Consider the following 16208-nt stretch of genomic DNA (forward strand, 5'->3'; position numbering starts at 1 on the left):
GGGCGCTAAGAACGCGTTAAGACGGGTCGGGGCGGCGTCAAGACGGCGTTAGCGCGTCCGAAATGGCCGGTTTTCCGCGCTTAGCGTGCAGTGTGCGAATCCCCCTGACCAGGGCCCCGAAGCGACTGCTCGTCGGCCGGCCGCTGCGGAACGAGCAGCTCGGCGACACGCTGCTGCCCAAGAAGCTCGCGCTGCCGGTGTTCTGCAGCGACCCGCTGTCGTCCAACGCCTACGCCACCGAGGAGATCCTGCTCGGGCTGGGGCTCGGCGGGGTCGCGCTGCTGCACCTGGCGCCCTGGGTGGCGCTCGCGGTGATCGTCCTGCTGGCCGTGGTCGTGCTGTCGTACCGGCAGACCTGCCACGCCTACCCGGGCGGCGGCGGCGCGTACGCGGTGAGCCGCGCGAACCTCGGCGTGAACGCCTCGCTCGCCGCCGCGAGCGCCCTGCTGGTCGACTACGTCCTGACCGTCGCGGTCTCGGTCGCGGCGGGCGTGGCGAACGTGACCTCGGCGTTCCCGGCGCTCGTCCCGTACGCGGTGCCGATCTCGCTGGCGCTGGTCGCGGTGCTCGCGCTGCTGAACCTGCGCGGCGTCAAGGAGTCCGGGACGATCTTCGCGATCCCGACCTACGGCTTCGTGCTGGTCGTCTACTTCATGATCCTCTGGGGCGCGCTGCGGGTGGTGCTCGGCGAGACCCCGCACGCCGAGTCGGCGCACTTCGGCATCCACGCCGACCACGGCTCGACCGGCCTGCTCGCGGTGGCACTCGTGCTGCGCGCGTTCTCCCAGGGCTGCACGGCGCTGACCGGTGTCGAGGCGGTGTCCAACGGCGTCCCGAACTTCAAGAAGCCCAAGAGCAGGAACGCCGCGGACACCCTCGCGATCATGGGCGTGTTGACCATCGTGATGTTCGCCGGGATCACGCTGCTGGCCCTGCTCAGCAAGGTGCACATCACCGACGACCCGGCCCGGCTGATCGGCGCGCCCGCCGGGTACGAGCAGAAGACCGTGATCACACAGGTCGCGGCGGCCGTCTCCGGCGGCGACCACACGATCCTGTTCTTCCTGGTCGCCGGGTTCACCGCCGCGATCCTCGTGCTGGCCGCCAACACGGCCTACAACGGGTTCCCGATCCTGGCGTCGATCCTCGGCGCGGACGGCTTCCTGCCCCGGCAGTTCTCCCGGCGCGGCGACCGCCTGGTCTACAGCAACGGCATCGTCATCCTGGCGCTGCTCGCCGGGCTGCTGATCTGGGCCTTCGACGCCAGCACGACCCGGCTCATCCAGCTCTACATCATCGGCGTGTTCGTCTCGTTCACGCTCTCCCAGGCCGGGATGGTCCGGCACTGGACGACCGAGCTGCGCACCTGCCCGCCCGAGCGGCGCGGGCACGTCCGCCGCGCCCGCGTGATCAACGCGTTCGGCGCGGTGCTGACCGGCCTGGTCCTGCTGGTCGTCCTGGTCACCAAGTTCACCCACGGCGCGTGGATCGTGGTGATCGCGATGCCGCTGGTGTTCTGGATGATGAAGGCCATCCACCGGCACTACGAGCGGGTCGCGGCCGAGCTGACCCCGGGGGACGACGCGGTCGCGCTGCCCAGCCGGATCCACGCCGTGGTGCTGGTCTCCAAGCTGCACACCCCGGCGCTGCGGGCGCTGGCGTTCGCGCGGGCGTCCCGTCCGTCCACGCTGACCGCGGTGACCGTGACCACCTCGGACGCCGAGACCGAGGCCCTGCGGGACGAGTGGGGCCGCCGCGACATCCCCGTCCCGCTGGTCGTCCTGGACTCGCCCTACCGCGACATCACCGGGCCCGTCCTGGACTACGTGGGCCGGCTGCGCCGCAAGTCCCCGCGGGACGTGGTGGCCGTGTTCATCCCGGAGTACGTCGTCGGGCGCTGGTGGGAGCAGCTCCTGCACAACCAGAGCGCGCTGCGGCTGAAGGCCCGGCTGCTGTTCCGGCCGGGGGTGATGGTGATCAGCGTCCCGTGGCAGCTCGGCTCCGCGCGGGCGGGCGGCGCGGACGGCGGGGCGGCGTCCGCTCCGGGGGAGTCCGCTTCGGGAGAACGGACCGGTTCTTTCCCGGTTCGGATGCCTTAGGCTTCGAATCATGGACGAGCGAGCGGCCGGCACGACCTCCACCGCCGGAGGCGGCGACTCCACCGGCGGCGGCGGGAACCGGCCCGGTGGCCTGCGGCGATTCCTGCGGCGCATGGCGTCGAGCAAGGAGGAGCTGGAGGCCGAAGAGCTCCAGCGGTCCACCGGTGCGGAGGGCGCGACCCCCATCACCGCGTGCGCCGCGCGGCAGCGCGCCTGCGTGGCCGGTACGCTACGTACCGTGACACTGCGACCGCGAGGCGGGGCCCCGGCCCTGGAGGCCGAGCTCTACGACGGCACCGATGTGGTGAACCTGGTCTGGCTGGGCCGCCGCAAGATCGCCGGGATCGACCCCGGCCGGCGGCTGCGCGCCGAGGGCCTGGTCAGCCTGCAGGACGGCCGCAAGGTGATGTTCAACCCCCGCTACGAACTGCGGGGCGCGTGACATGGCGGCCGAGCCGGTCGTGTTCGAGACGGTCGAGGAGGTCATCCGCGCCCAGCTGACCAAGGTGTTCGGCGGGCGGCGCGGTGTCCTGGAGGGCGCGGTGCCCACGATCGCCTTCACCGTCGGCTGGATCGTCACGCACGACCTGAAGCCGTCGCTGTACGTCGGGGTCGGGTCGGCGCTGGTGCTGCTCGCGGCCCGGCTCGTCCAGCGGTCCACCCCGCAGTTCGTGCTGAACAGCCTGGTCGGCATCGCGATCGCGGCGTTCTTCGCGCTGCGCTCGGGCAAGGCGCAGGACGCGTTCCTGCCCGGCATGCTCTACTCCGGCGGGGTCAGCCTGGTGATGCTGCTGTCCATCGTGACCCGCTGGCCGTTCGTCGGCTTCATGATCGGCGCGGCGAACCCCGACGACCCGCTCGCCTGGCACAAGGACCGCGCCATGGTGCGGGTCTGCATGCGGCTGTCCTGGCTGCTGATGCTGCCCGGCGTGCTGAAGCTGGCCGTCCAGATCCCGCTGTACCTGTCCGGCCAGGTCGTCGCGCTCGGCGTGGCGAAGGTCGTGCTCGGCTGGCCCGCCTACGTCGCGGCGCTGGGCCTGGCGCTGCTGATGCTCATGCGCACCAGCACCCCGCTGCAGCGCGCGGACGCCCCCCAGTCCGACGCGCCCGCGGCCACGCCGGAGCCCTCCTAAGGCTGGCCGGATCGCGCCGTCAAGGTCGCGTTAAAACGGCACGGATACGGCGATTCCCGGACTTACGATCCTTGGCGTTGATCCCGGAGCCAGAGCGGCCCCGGTGGAGTCGAGGTCGGTGACGGCGCCAGATGCTGTGCCTGCGTTCCGGTTGCTCCGGGAGCATCGAGGACGGCTACTGCGATGTGTGCGGATTCCCCCCGGACCCGGCGGCGACGCCGGCGCCCGCGGTGCTCCCCGCGGCACGCGCGAACCACGGAAACGGAACCCTCGGAGTCGGGGCGGGCCAGGCCGCCTCGGGCGGGGGCGCGAGCGCGCGGGCGGGTGCTCCGGGCGGCGCGGGTGGCGAAGGACGTGCCGGATCGTCCGCGTTGGGCGTGCTCAGCTCGTCCGCGCGCGTCCCGGACGAGGTGGCGGCACGCACTCTCAGCGGACGCGTCGCGTCCCTCCGCGCGGGCGGCACCACCGGCTCGGGTAGCGGAAGCCTGACCGGAACAGCCTCCGGTACGTCCGGGACCGGCGCAGGTCAGAACGGCGGCGCGGTCGGCGGCGGCAACGGTTCGGGCAAGGGTGCGAACGGCTCCGGGAAGGGTGCGAACGGCTCCGGGAAGGGCGCGAACGGCCCCGGCCACAGCGGCAAGACCGGACGAGGCGGACGGCACGGCACGTCCGGATCGCGGTCAGCGCGCGGGACGCAGGGCTCGCGCGGCTCCAGGGGATCGCGGGGCTCGCGGGGGAGCGGCGGGTCGTCCGGGGCGTCCCGGCGCGGGCAGCTCGGCGCGGGCCTGGTCGAGATGCCCGCGGTGCCCGAGCGCGACCCGGCCACCGCGATCATGCCGGACCCGTCCGTCCCCGAGCACAAGCGCCGCTGCGGGCACTGCGACGCCGCGGTCGGGCAGGGCCGCAACGGGCAGCCGGGCCGGTCCGAGGGCTACTGCCCCAAGTGCGGCACGCACTTCTCCTTCACCCCGAAGCTCGGCCCCGGCGACCTGGTCGGCGGCCAGTACGAGGTGCTGGGCTGCCTGGCGCACGGCGGCCTCGGCTGGATCTACCTCGCCAAGGACCGGAACGTCTCGGACCGCTGGGTCGTGCTGAAGGGCCTGCTCGACACCGGCGACCCGGACGCGATGGAGGCGGCGGTCGCCGAGCGGCGGTTCCTCGCCGAGGTCGAGCACCCCAACGTGGTCAAGATCTACAACTTCGTCCGGCACGGCGACGCCGGGTACATCGTCATGGAGTACGTCGGTGGCGAGTCGCTGAAGGAGCTCGTCCTGGAGCGGCGGACGGCGGCCGACCCGCTGACGCCCGCGCAGGTGATGGCCTACGGCCTGGAGGTGCTGCGCGCCCTCGGCTACCTGCACGACAAGGGCCTGGTCTACTGCGATTTCAAGCCCGACAACGCGATCCAGACCGAGGAGCAGCTGAAGTTGGTCGACCTCGGCGGCGTCCGGCGGCTGGACGACGACGAGGGCGCCGTCTACGGGACGGTCGGCTACCAGGCCCCCGAGATCGCCGACGAGGGGCCGTCCGTCTCGTCCGACCTGTACACGGTCGCGCGGGCGATGGCCGTGATGAGCTTCGAGTTCACCGGCTACACCAGCAAGCACCGGGTCGGGTTCCCCGACGCAGCGGACGTCCCGGTGCTCGCGGACAACCCGTCGTTCGACCGGCTGCTCCGCCGCGCCGCGCACCCCGACCCGGACGAGCGGTTCTGGTCGGCGCAGGAGATGTCCGAGCAGCTCACGGGCGTGCTGCGGGAGACGCTGTCGGCGGCGGACGGCCGGCCGAGGCCCGGCACGTCGGTGCTGTTCGGGCCCGAGACGCGGGTGGTCGGCGCGCGGCTGGGCCGCCCGCCGACGTTCCGGGAGGCCGCCTCGGCGCTGCCGGTCCCGCTCGTCGACCCGGCCGATCCGGGCGCGCGGAACGTCGCGGCGCTCGCCGCGTCCGCGCCCGAGCAGGTCGTCTCCGCGCTCGACGCGCGCTACGACCTCTCGGTCGAGGAGACGTTCCGGCTCGTCCGGGCGCTGATCGACCTCCGCCGCTACGAGCGCGCGCGGGAGCTGCTCATGAACCTGGACGATTCGGAGTGGCGCGCCTCCCCGTCCTGGGGCACCTCGGCGCTCGCGGAGGGCGACTGGCGGGCGCACTGGTACTGGGGCGTCGCCGCGCTCGCCGAAGGGGACGGCGCGGTCGCGCTCGGCGAGTTCGGCCGGGTCTACGACCTGCTGCCCGGCGAGACCGCGGTGAAGCTGGCGCTGGCGTTCGCCGCCGAGGCGCTCGGCGACGCGGACGGCGCCGTGCACTTCCACCGGACGGTCTGGCGCACCGACCACTCCTTCGAGAACGCGGCGTTCGGCCTGGCCAGGACGCTGGTCGCGGCGGGCGAGCAGGCCGCGGCGGTCGCGGCCCTGGATGAGGTGCCCGCATCGTCCGGCCGGCACCTGGACGCGCAGGTCGCCGCGATCGTGGTGGCCGCGGGCGGCTGGGCGCCGGACGCCGACCCGGCCAAGTGGCGCGGAACCCGCGGGGACCTGCTGGCCGCCGCCGCGCGCATCGACCACCTCGACCTCCCCGAGGAGCGCGGCGCCCGCGTGGTCGCGCTGCTCCTGGAGGCCCTCGTCGCCGAGCTGGAGGAGAACGGCTCCCCGCCGCCGGGCGGGAAGGTGCTGGGGGTCCCGCACGAGGCCAGGGCGCTGCGCGCGGCCCTCGAAGACGTCTACCGGGACCTCGCGCGGCTGTCCACGGTCCGTCGCCGCCGCCGCGCCTACGTGGATCGTGCCAACTCCATTCGACCGAGGACGGCGTTCTGATGGCGACCAAGACGGACCTGCTCCCCGCGGACGAGGACGGCATCCGGCTGCCCGTCCGCGCCCCGGTCGCCCGGAAGCGGAACATCAATCCCCGCCTCTGGACGACCCCGGACCGCGTCCGCCTTCTGGCAGCGCTCGCGGCAGTGCTTGCCGTGCTGTTCGCGGCGCTCGTGGTCGGGCGGGCGTCCGGCGGTCGGGCGGGCCTACAGGAGATCGGACACGACTCCGGACCGCAGGTCGTCGCGTCGTCCGACCTTTACGTGGCGCTGAACGACATGGACGCGCAGCTCGCCAACGTCCTGCTCATCGGGAACGCCAAGGGCCTCGGCATCACACGGGACCAGGCGCTCGGCACCTTCGAGCAGCGCCGCGCCCAGGCCGACAAGGACCTCCAGCAGGCGTCCGCCCTCGCCGGGGGGGACCAGGCGGCCGCGACCGCGCTGCGCAAGGCGCTGGACGGCCTGGGCCGCTACGAGTCGCTCGCCGCGCAGGCGATCCTGCTGGACGGCCAGCACCCTCATTCCGCCGCACTGCCCTCGCCGGCCGCGCTCGCCGTCTACCGGCAGGCCACCGAGACGATGAAGTCCGACGTCCTGCCCGCCGCCCAGAAGCTCCGCGATGCCAACGCCGACCGGATCGAGTCGTCCTACCGCCATCGCGAGTCGTCCCTGAATGCGGGCAGCGGCTACGCCCTCGTGCTCGGCCTCGGCCTGACCGCGGCGCTGGGCTCCGTCCACTACTACCTGACCCGCCGCACCCGGCGGCTCGCCAACCCTGCGCTGCTGGTCGCCATGGCCGTCGCGCTGGCCGGATCAGTGGCCGCCTCGTCGGCGCTCGCCTCGGCCGCGTCCCATTTGCACACCGCTAAGAAGGACGCCTTCGACTCGGTGCTCGCCCTGACACACGCCCGCGCGATCGGCTGGGAGACCAACGCCGACGAGTCGCGAGGCATTGTGGATCGCGGGCAGTGGGCCGCTTACCAAGTCGACTTCTATGCCGGCGCGGGAGCGCTCGTCCGTGTCGACGGGCCGGACGGCAGGGAGATGGACAAGACGCTGGACCCGAAGTACTACCAGAGCGCACTCGACGGCATCGTGAAGAACTACCGGGCGGCGGGGTCGGCCGGCGGGGGCGGGCGGATCGACCTGGGCGGCCTTCTCGGCGATGAGTTCAACAACATCACCTTCACGGGTGAGCGGGAGGCGGCGGAGAAGGCCCTGTACGCCTGGAAGGCTTACCAGGCCGACGACGTCCACCTGCGCGACCTCTACCTGTCGGGGAACCTGGGGGAGACGGTGCGGTTCGACACCTCGTCCGCCCCGGGCGACTCCAACGGCGCGTTCAGCGCCTTCGACAGATCCCTCGCGGACGTGATCGCGATCAACCAGTCGCAGTTCGAGGCGAACATCGCGAGCGGGGACGACGGACTGTCCGGCTGGACCGCGATCCCGCCCGTCCTCGCCCTGGTGATCATCGGACTGGTCTGGGTCGGCGTCCGCCCGCGCCTGTCCGAATACCGCTGATCATCCGTCGACCGGACCGTCCAGCGAACCTGGATGGTCCTGTCGGCATGTCTGGACGTTCTGTCCAGGGCTTCTGCACCGGCCGTTCAGGCGCGGCGCTGAGCGGGCCTGTCGCGGCCGGGAACGCGAACGGGCCCCGCGAACGCCGGGGAGGCGTTGCGGGGCCCGCAGGGCGGATCAGCGGGCGCTGCGAGGCCCGGAGGCGTGCTCAGCGGGCGTTGTGGGGCCCGGGGGCGTGCTCAGCGGGCGCTGAGGAGCTCGGCCAGTTCGTCCTCGACGTCCTGGGACGCGACGAACATCAGCTCGTCGCCGGGTTCGAGCGTGTCGTCCGCGGTCGGGACCAGCACCCGGCCCTCGCGCAGGATCGCGACCAGGGCGGTGTCGCGCGGCCAGGTCACCGAGCCGACCCGCTCGCCGCCGAGCGGCGCGTCCTCGGGCAGGGTCAGCTCGACCAGGTTCGCCTCGCCCTGCCGGAAGGTCATCAGGCGGACCAGGTCGCCGACGCTGACCGCCTCCTCCACCAGCGCGGACAGCAGGCGCGGCGTGGACACCGCCACGTCCACGCCCCAGGACTCGTTGAACAGCCACTCGTTCTTGGGGTGGTTGATCCGGGCGACGACGCGCGGCACGCCGTACTCGGTCTTGGCGAGCAGCGACACCACCAGGTTGACCTTGTCGTCCCCGGACGAGGCGACCACGACCTGGCAGCGCTCCAGCGCCGCGTCGTCCAGCGCGGCGATCTCGCACGCGTCGGCGAGCAGCCACTCGGCCCGCGGCACCATCTCCACCTTGATCGCGCGCGGGTTCTTGTCGATCAGCAGGACCTCGTGCCCGTTCTCCAGCAGCTCCTGCGCGATGGACCGGCCGACCGCACCGGCCCCGGCGATGGCGACCCGCATCAGTGCTCCTCTTCGCTGCGCACCGCGACCGCGGCGTTGATCCGGTCCAGGTCCTCGGCGCGGGCGATCGCGTGCACGATGTCGCCGTCCTGGATGACGGTGTCGGCGTCCGGCACCAGCGCCTCGCCCATCCGGGTCAGGAACGCCACCCGGGTCCCGGCGGCGCCCTCCAGCGCGGCGACCTTCTCGCCCACCCAGGACGCGCCGGTCTCCAGCTCGGCGAGCACGACCGTGCCGGTCGGGTCGCGCCACAGCGGCTCGGCGCCCTCGGGCAGCAGCCGTCGCAGGATCTGGTCGGCCGTCCACCGGACCGTCGCGACCGTCGGGATGCCGAGCCGCTGGTACACCTCGGCGCGCCGCGGGTCGTAGATCCGCGCGACCACGTTGTCCACGCCGAACGTCTCGCGCGCCACCCGGGCGGAGATGATGTTGGAGTTGTCGCCGCTGGACACCGCGACGAACGCGGACGCCTGGTCGATGCCCGCCTCGGTCAGCGTGTCCCGGTCGAAGCCGAAACCGGTGACCCGGCGGCCGCGGAAGCCGCCGCGCAGCCGCCGGAACGCCTCGGGATTCTGGTCGATGATGGCCACCGAGTGGCCTTTGTCCTCCAGGATGTGCGCGAGGGTCGATCCGACCCTCCCGCACCCCATGATCACGATATGCACGGCCGTTCCTTCTCCGGAGCCCGAGGTTTCCGATGATCCTTGCCGGGCTGCAAAACTACACATCCGCCCGGGCGCTTACTACCCAACCCCACGTCACACAACTGTTCTGAGCGGCTCGCCCGCCGCGTTCCCGGAACCCGCCCGGGCCCATGGCGGAGCCGCGCCCGGGCATAGGGAGGAGTCGCGCCCGGGCTGTTGAAGAGTGGCAAAGGGGTCAGGCTAGAGTCTCGTTCCGTGTCGAAGGCTCCGGACCTCGTGAAGCGCCTGCTGCTGGGCCGCGCCCTGCGCAGCGCTCAGCAGCACGAGCAGCTACTTCCCAAACGGATCGCGCTGCCCGTCTTCGCCAGCGACGCGCTGTCGTCGGTGGCCTACGCCCCGCAGGAGATCCTGCTCGCGCTGGGCGTCGGCGGCCTGGCGATGTACCACTACACCCCGTGGGTGGCCGCGGCCGTGGTGGTGATCCTGCTCACCGTGGTCGCCTCGTACCGGCAGAACGTCCGCGCCTACCAGAGCGGCGGCGGCGACTTCGAGGTCGCGACGACCAACCTCGGTGACAACTGGGGCGTGGTCGTAGCGAGCGCGCTGCTCGTCGACTACGTCCTGACGGTCGCGGTGTCGGTCTCGTCCGGGGTGGAGAACCTCGGCGCGCTGCTGAAGTTCCTGCAGCCGCACGAGGTCGCCGTGGCGATCGGCATCGTCGTCCTGCTGACCATCGCGAACCTGCGCGGGCTGAAGGAGGCGGGCGTCGCGTTCGCGATCCCGACCTACCTGTTCATGTTCGCCATCATCTCGATGCTGCTGTACGGGATGGTCCGGATCGGGTTCGGCACCCACCTGAAGGCCGAGACGGCCGACTACAAGCTGGTCGGCAAGGAGGCCGGGATCGGCGGGGCCGCGCTGGTCTTCCTGCTGCTGCGGGCCTTCTCGTCCGGCTGTGCGGCGCTGACCGGTGTGGAGGCGATCTCCAACGGCGTCCCGGCGTTCAAGAAGCCCAAGGGCGAGAACGCCGCCAAGACGCTGCTCGCGCTCGGCCTTGTCGCGATGACCATGTTCGGCGGCGTCACCGCATTCGCCTACTACACCAAGGCCAAGTTCGCCGAGCCGAGCCAGGGCAGCACGATGATCGACCCGGCCACCGGGAAGGTCGTGCACGACGCCGACCCGGTGATCGCGCAGGTCGCGCACACCGTGTTCTCCAACTTCACGCCCGGCTTCGCGCTGGTCACCACGATGACCGCGCTGATCCTGTTCCTGGCCGCCAACACCGCCTTCAACGGCTTCCCGGTGCTCGGCTCGGTACTCGCGCAGAACCGCTACCTGCCGCGCCAGTTCCACACCCGCGGCGACCGGCTGGCGTTCTCCAACGGCATCATCATCCTGGCCACCATGGCCGGGCTGCTGATCTACGCCTACGACGCGTCGGTGAGCAAGCTGATCCCGCTCTACACCGTCGGCGTGTTCGTGTCGTTCACCGTCAGCCAGGTCGGCATGGTCCGGCACTGGAACCGGCTGCTGCGCGGCGAGCGGGACGCGGGGCAGCGGCGCCGGATGCGGACGTCCCGGGCGATCAACGCGTTCGGCGCGACGCTCACCGGGATCGTCCTGGTCGTGGTGCTGGTCACCAAGTTCATGCTCGGCGCCTACATCGTCTGCATCGCGATGCCGGTGCTGTTCCTGCTGATGAAGGCGATCCGCAAGCACTACGACCGGGTCTCGGCCGAGCTGGAGCCGACCGGCGAGGACGTCGCGCTGCCCGCCCGCAACCACGCGATCGTGCTGGTCTCCAAGATCCACAAGCCGACCCTGCGCGCGCTGGCCTATGCCCGCGCGACCCGCCCGTCCACCCTGGAGGCGGTCACGGTCGCGGTGGACGCCGAGGAGGCGTCCCGGCTCCAGGAGGAGTGGGACGCGCTGGACGTGCCCGTCCCGCTGAAGATCCTCGACTCGCCGTACCGGGAGATCACCCGGCCCGTCCTGGACTACGTCAAGAGCGTCCGGCGCAAGTCGCCGCGGGACGTGGTGACCGTGTTCATCCCCGAGTACGTCGTCGGGCACTGGTGGGAGCACCTGCTGCACAACCAGAGCGCGCTGCGGCTCAAGGGCCGGCTGCTGTTCCAGCCCGGCGTCATGGTCACCAGCGTCGCCTGGCAGCTCCAGTCGTCCGACCGGCTCAAGGCCCGCCCCGAGCCGCGCATCGGCTCGGCCTACCGGCGCCCGACCGGGCACTCCGGGCCGTCCGGCGACCAGGAGCGGGACGGGGCGTCCACCGGTGGCGGTATCGTTTCGGAACGTGACAGCTGATCTCGGACCCCACGAAGGCGACCTCCTGGAACTGGAGGTCGGCAACGTCGCCAACGGCGGCTTCTGCGTGGCCAGGCACGACGGCCGCGTGGTCTTCGTCCGGCACGCCCTCCCCGGCGAGCGGGTCCGGGCCCGGGTCACCGAGGCGACCAAGCGCTTCCTGCGCGCGGACGCCGTCGACATCCTGACCGCGTCCCCGGACCGCGTAGAGGCCCCCTGCCCGTTCGCCGGCCCCGGCCGGTGCGGCGGCTGCGACTGGCAGCACGCCTCGCTGCCCGCCCAGCGCCGGCTGAAGTCCGCCGTCGTCGAGGAGCAGCTCGCCCGCGTCGCCGGCATCACCCGCACCGTCCTGGTCGAGGAGGTGCCCTACCCGTTCGCCGGCGAGGACATGACGCCCCCGCCCGGCCTCGGCTGGCGCACCCGCGTCCAGTTCGCCGTCGAGAACGGCACGCCCGGCCTCCGCCGGCACCGCTCGCACGACATCGAGCCGATCGACGAGTGCCTGATCGCCCACCCCGGCGTCGAGATCATGGGCATCGAGACCAAGCGCTGGCAGGGCGCCAACTCGGTCGAGGGCATCACCTCCGCCGCCACCGGCGACCGCCTGGTCTCCGTCCGCGGCCCGAACCCCCGCAAGATCCGCGTCCCCCGCCTGGACGTCCCGGTCCGCCTGGTGCGCGGCAAGCCGGAGCAGGGCACCACGCCCCCGTACGTCCGCGAGGAGGTCCAGGGCCGCATGTTCCAGGTGTCCGGCTCGGGCTTCTGGCAGGTCCACCCCGGCGCCGCCCAGACCCTCGCCGCCGCCGTCGTCGACGCCCTGGATCCCAAGCCGGGCGACATCGCCCTCGACCTCTACTGCGGTGTCGGCCTGTTCGCCGCCTTCCTCGGCGAGCGCGTCGGCCGCGACGGCCTCGTCGTCGGCGTCGAGTCCGACGGCCAGGCCGTCCGCGACGCCAAGTTCAACCTCCGCGACCTCCCGCAGGTCTCCATCGAGCGCGGCCCGGTCGACGAGGTCATCACCGACCTGGAGTTCGGCCGCTCGGACGACTCGTCCGCGCGCACCCAGAACAAGCGCGCCACCGGCCACCGCCGCGGCTCCCGCGTCCGCGGCGCCGACCTCGTCGTCCTCGACCCGCCCCGCGCCGGCGCCGGCCGCGAGGTCGTCGACCGCATCGCCGCCCTCGCCGGCCGCAAGATCGCCTACGTCTCCTGCGACCCGTCCACCCTGGCCCGCGACCTCGCCTACTTCTCCGACCGAGGCTGGACCCTCGAATCCTTCCGAGCCTTCGACGCCTTCCCCATGACCCAACACGTGGAGTGCCTGGCGGTCCTCGTCCGAGGCTGACACGTTCCCGACCCCGCGAGGCCCGGCGCCTCGCGGGGTCGTCGCGTTCTCAGCCGCGGCGCGCGTAGAAGGCGGTGGCGCCGCCGTAGGACAGGGCGAAGATCGCGGCCAGCCACGTCCAGGGGCGTCCGTCGTGGCCGCGGGCGAACTCGTAGAGAACCATCCCGACCATCACCACGACCAGGACGTTCAGCGCGAACGCCGATGCCCGCAGGTTGATCTGCCGCCGCCGCTCGTCCGACACCTCGCCGCGCATCAGCGCCACGGTCTCCGACCGGCGCGACCCGGCGACGAGCAGCGCCGAGTAGACCCACATCACGGCGAGCCCGAACACGGCCATCCAGACCTTGCCCCAGGCCAGGAAGATCCCGAAGTACACCACCCCGATGACCAGCCCGAGCACCGGTGCGCCCCACCGCTGCGCCCGCTCAGTCGACATGAAAGACCTCCTCCACCGTCGTCCCGAAATACCGCGCGATCCGGATCGCGAGCGGCAGCGACGGGTCGTACCGCCCCTGCTCGATCGCGTTCACCGTCTGCCGCGAGACCCCCAGCTCCCGCCCGAGGTCCCCTTGCGACAACCCCTTGCCGGCCCGCAGCTCCCGCACGTCATTCCGCACAAGTGGAAAGTAAGCTTGACACTTGGTGGGTGTCAAGCGTCCTTTACATGGCGGAGGTGGGCGGGGAGGTTGACCTCAAGGGTGGTTGAGGTTTTAGCGTGGTGATCAACTTTCTAGGTGAGGGGATCGTCATGCGGGTTGCGGGGTTCAGTGAGGCGGGCGGGCCGGAGGTGCTGCGCATCCTGGAGGTGCCTACGCCGGAGGCCGGGGTGGGCGAGGTGCGGGTGCGGGTGAAGGCGGCGGGGGTGCAGCCGTTCGACCTGGCCGTCCGGGAGGGGTGGACGCCGCCTTACCTCGCGTCGCCGCCGCCGTTCCCGCGGGTGCCGGGGAACGAGTTCGCCGGGGTCATCGACCAGGTGGGGGACGGGGTTTCCGGGTTCGCCGTCGGGGACGAGGTCATGGGGAACTCGGTGCTCGGGTCGTACTCGGAGTTCGTCGTGGCGCCTGTTGCGAATGTCGTTGCCAAGCCGGAGGGGATGCCCTGGGAGGTTGCGGGGGCGTTTCCGGCGGCGGTGATGACGCCGCATATCGCGCTGGAAGATCTGCGTGTGGGGGAGGGGGACGCGCTTCTCGTGCATGCGGCGGCCGGTGGGGTCGGGGCCGTGGCGGTGCAGATGGCGAAGATCGCGGGTGCGACCGTGATCGGGACGGCCAGCGAGGGCAACCACGAGTACCTGCGGTCGCTTGGGGCCGTGCCCGTTCTCTATGGGGACGGGCTGGCCGACCGGGTGCGGGCCGTCGCGCCCCACGGGATCGATGCGGCCTTGGACGGCGCGGGCGGGCATGCGCTGGAGGTCTCGCTGGAACTCGTCAAGGACCGGGACCGGATCGTCACGCTGGTCGAGCACGGGCGGGCCGGGGAGCTCGGCATCCGGGTGACGTCGAAGGAGAAGCGGTCGATCGCGCGGGTCGCCGAGGCCGCGCGGTGGTACGCGGACGGGCGGCTCGCGCTGAACCTCAAGGGCGTGTACCCCTGGACGCGGGCGGCGGACGCGCACCGCCAGGTGGCCACCGGGCACGGCCGCGGGAAGGTCGTCCTGGTCATGGACTGAATCCCGCGACCTTCCCTATCGCGCTCCGAACCTGAGTATTTTGGGGAGCGATAGGGAAGGTTGGGGATCATGGCGGACGAGCTGTACTCCGTCGACCGGGTGGCCGAGATGCTCGGCCTGCACGTCAAGACCGTCCGGAACTACGTGCGCGGTGGCCGCCTCAAGGCCACCCGGATCGGCAAGCAGTACCGGATCACGAGCCGCGACCTGGACGCGTTCACTGGCGCGGCCACGGCCGAGCGGGACGAGCCGCCCGAGCGGCACGCGCAGGTGTCCGGGGTCGTGCGCCTCGACGGCGTCGGACCGGACGACGCGCACCGCATCGTCGCGTCCGTGACCGGTGCGGCGGGGGCGCGGTCGCTGCTCGTCCAGACCTCGTTCGAGGAGGCGCGGTCCGCCCTGACGATCGTGGTCGTCGGCGACCTCGACCGCACCGCCGAGCTCCTGAAGATCATCTCCCCGCTCGCCCGCAGGCCGTGACGCGGCCGACCGTCGCGAGGCGCCCGGCGTTCGTCCCCACTGCGGGGTAGCGGCGGGCCTGCGCCTCGAAGCCGAGCGCGAAGTGGTCGGTCTCGGACGTCACCGGGTCCGTCCCGGCGTTCGCGCGCGGCGTCCCGAACTCGGCGATCGCCTCGGCCGCGAGCAGCGGTGACGCGCCGTCCACCGGGCTGATCGCCGCCGCGTCCATGCCCGCCACGCCGCGCGCCACGCCGACACCGCCGGACGACGCGGGGCCCAGCGCCCGCACGTGCCGCGTGTTCCCGAATCGGACGAGGAACGTGGCTTCGCCGGCCGGGCCGTCCACGGCCGCTGCGAACGCCGCGCGGACGTCCTCGAACCCGTCCGCCGCGAACCCGTGCGCGCTCAGCGGGCCTCTCCCTGCTCGTCGCTCACAAGGCCGTCGATCGCCCCGAAGAACTCCGCGATGCCCGGACGGTTCGGGCCCTTCGCCCGGGACGCCCGGAAGTCCGCCGCGCTCCGCCACTCCACGATGTCCAGCCACTCGCCGCCCGGCAGCTCCACCAGCCGCGCGCCGAGGAACCCCTCGCGGTCGGCCTCGAAGTCCGCCAGCATCGCGGTGCGCGCCGCGAGCAGCCGCGCCCTGTCGTGCGCCGTGAACCGGGTCAGTTCGATCATCGGAACTCGCCTCCTTCGACGGGACGGGACGGTATAGTCACGCCTGGATATAGTCAAATTTGGTGACGATAATCAGAGGTGACCATGCGGCGCGGTGAGCGCAAGCGCGCGGACCCGGACCTCGGCATCCTCGCGGCCCGGCTGCTCTTCGGCATCCAGCGCGAACTCTTCGCGACCCTGGCCGCGCAGGGCTACGGCGACCTGCGCGCCCAGCACGGCGCCGTCCTCGCCCACCTCGACGAGGACGGCACCCGCGCCACCGACCTGGCGCACCGCTCCGGCCAGCACAAGCAGGTCGTCGGCAAGCTGCTGGACGAACTGGAGGCGCTCGGCTACGTCGAACGCCGCCCCGACCCGTCCGACCGCCGCGCCAAGCTCGTCGTCCCGACCGAGCGCGGCCTCGCCCAGATGCGCGACTCGGACGCGATCATCGCCGCCATCGAGTCCCGCCACGCCGAAGCCGTGGGGCGCGACGCCTACGCCGACTTCAAACGCCTCTACCGAACCATCGCCACCGCCCAGAGCGCCGAGTCCCGAGACACCTGACCACCCCCCGACCACGCCCGACCTGCCTGCACTGGCCCCCCGTGCGTCCGCCCCGCTAACGTGCGAGTCTGCCCTGCT

General features: G+C 72.2%; 16 protein-coding genes. 10 read left to right on the plus strand and 6 right to left on the minus strand.

What is annotated here, in order from left to right; genetic code table 11:
* Window positions 1-92: 92 nt before the first annotated feature.
* The 5 genes from FHU30_RS05935 (at window position 93) to FHU30_RS05955 (ending at window position 7565) form a co-directional block, all read left to right on the plus strand.
* A complete protein-coding gene (locus tag FHU30_RS05935) occupies window positions 93-2099 on the plus strand; it encodes an APC family permease (RefSeq protein WP_253872610.1) in 2007 nt (668 codons plus the stop codon).
* 10 nt (window positions 2100-2109) lie between these two features.
* Complete coding sequence (locus tag FHU30_RS05940) at window positions 2110-2541, plus strand: OB-fold nucleic acid binding domain-containing protein (RefSeq protein ID WP_443612886.1); 432 nt, start codon at window positions 2110-2112, stop codon at window positions 2539-2541.
* A gap of 1 nt (window position 2542) precedes the next feature.
* A complete protein-coding gene (locus FHU30_RS05945; RefSeq protein ID WP_253872612.1) occupies window positions 2543-3232 on the plus strand; it encodes a DUF3159 domain-containing protein in 690 nt (229 codons plus the stop codon).
* A 377-nt stretch (window positions 3233-3609) separates the two neighbouring features.
* The gene (locus FHU30_RS05950) at window positions 3610-6042 is read left to right on the plus strand and encodes a serine/threonine-protein kinase (protein WP_253873857.1); all 2433 of its coding nucleotides are present in this window, start codon (window positions 3610-3612) and stop codon (window positions 6040-6042) included.
* Complete coding sequence (locus tag FHU30_RS05955) at window positions 6042-7565, plus strand: GlnX family signal transduction membrane protein (RefSeq protein WP_253872614.1); 1524 nt, start codon at window positions 6042-6044, stop codon at window positions 7563-7565. The genes FHU30_RS05950 and FHU30_RS05955 overlap by 1 nt, the downstream gene beginning before the upstream one ends.
* Before the next feature lie 239 nt (window positions 7566-7804).
* Here FHU30_RS05955 and FHU30_RS05960 read toward each other — a convergent pair whose 3' ends face one another.
* Together FHU30_RS05960 and FHU30_RS05965 are read right to left on the minus strand one after the other, a co-directional pair.
* Window positions 7805-8464 carry a potassium channel family protein gene (locus FHU30_RS05960; protein ID WP_253872617.1) on the minus strand — a complete coding sequence of 220 codons (660 nt, stop codon included), beginning with the start codon at window positions 8462-8464 and terminating at the stop codon, window positions 7805-7807.
* On the minus strand, window positions 8464-9129 hold the full coding sequence (locus FHU30_RS05965; RefSeq protein WP_253872620.1) for a potassium channel family protein: 666 nt from the start codon (window positions 9127-9129) through the stop codon (window positions 8464-8466). The genes FHU30_RS05960 and FHU30_RS05965 overlap by 1 nt, the downstream gene beginning before the upstream one ends.
* Window positions 9130-9363: 234 nt before the next feature.
* Here FHU30_RS05965 and FHU30_RS05970 point away from each other — a divergent pair, with 234 nt between their 5' ends.
* Window positions 9364-11430, plus strand: a complete 2067-nt coding sequence (locus FHU30_RS05970) for an APC family permease (RefSeq protein ID WP_253872623.1) — start codon at window positions 9364-9366, stop codon at window positions 11428-11430.
* Window positions 11420-12775 carry a class I SAM-dependent RNA methyltransferase gene (locus FHU30_RS05975; protein WP_253872626.1) on the plus strand — a complete coding sequence of 452 codons (1356 nt, stop codon included), beginning with the start codon at window positions 11420-11422 and terminating at the stop codon, window positions 12773-12775. The genes FHU30_RS05970 and FHU30_RS05975 overlap by 11 nt, the downstream gene beginning before the upstream one ends.
* Window positions 12776-12824: 49 nt before the next feature.
* On the opposite strand, the gene FHU30_RS05980 is transcribed toward FHU30_RS05975, so the two are convergent.
* Together FHU30_RS05980 and FHU30_RS05985 are read right to left on the minus strand one after the other, a co-directional pair.
* Window positions 12825-13214 (minus strand): DUF2178 domain-containing protein, encoded by a 390-nt coding sequence (locus FHU30_RS05980; protein ID WP_253872629.1) that lies wholly within the window; start codon window positions 13212-13214, stop codon window positions 12825-12827.
* Complete coding sequence (locus FHU30_RS05985) at window positions 13204-13395, minus strand: helix-turn-helix transcriptional regulator (protein WP_253872631.1); 192 nt, start codon at window positions 13393-13395, stop codon at window positions 13204-13206. The genes FHU30_RS05980 and FHU30_RS05985 overlap by 11 nt, the downstream gene beginning before the upstream one ends.
* A gap of 131 nt (window positions 13396-13526) precedes the next feature.
* Here FHU30_RS05985 and FHU30_RS05990 point away from each other — a divergent pair, with 131 nt between their 5' ends.
* Together FHU30_RS05990 and FHU30_RS05995 are read left to right on the plus strand one after the other, a co-directional pair.
* The gene (locus tag FHU30_RS05990; protein WP_253872633.1) at window positions 13527-14447 is read left to right on the plus strand and encodes an NADP-dependent oxidoreductase; all 921 of its coding nucleotides are present in this window, start codon (window positions 13527-13529) and stop codon (window positions 14445-14447) included.
* 69 nt (window positions 14448-14516) lie between these two features.
* Complete coding sequence (locus FHU30_RS05995) at window positions 14517-14927, plus strand: helix-turn-helix domain-containing protein (protein WP_253872636.1); 411 nt, start codon at window positions 14517-14519, stop codon at window positions 14925-14927.
* Here the strand turns inward: FHU30_RS05995 and FHU30_RS06000 are convergent.
* Window positions 14899-15252: a hypothetical protein gene (locus tag FHU30_RS06000; protein WP_253872639.1), complete on the minus strand. Its 354-nt coding sequence runs from the start codon at window positions 15250-15252 to the stop codon at window positions 14899-14901. The two genes, FHU30_RS05995 and FHU30_RS06000, sit on opposite strands and share 29 nt — an antisense overlap.
* Window positions 15253-15311: 59 nt before the next feature.
* Window positions 15312-15584, minus strand: coding sequence for a hypothetical protein (locus tag FHU30_RS06005; RefSeq protein ID WP_253872642.1), 273 nt, complete (start codon window positions 15582-15584; stop codon window positions 15312-15314).
* A gap of 84 nt (window positions 15585-15668) precedes the next feature.
* Here FHU30_RS06005 and FHU30_RS06010 point away from each other — a divergent pair, with 84 nt between their 5' ends.
* Window positions 15669-16130 (plus strand): MarR family winged helix-turn-helix transcriptional regulator, encoded by a 462-nt coding sequence (locus FHU30_RS06010; RefSeq protein WP_253873859.1) that lies wholly within the window; start codon window positions 15669-15671, stop codon window positions 16128-16130.
* The last annotated feature ends 78 nt before the right edge of the window (window positions 16131-16208 follow it).

It is taken from the genome of Actinomadura rupiterrae (assembly GCF_024172125.1).
Lineage (GTDB): Bacteria > Actinomycetota > Actinomycetes > Streptosporangiales > Streptosporangiaceae > Spirillospora > Spirillospora rupiterrae.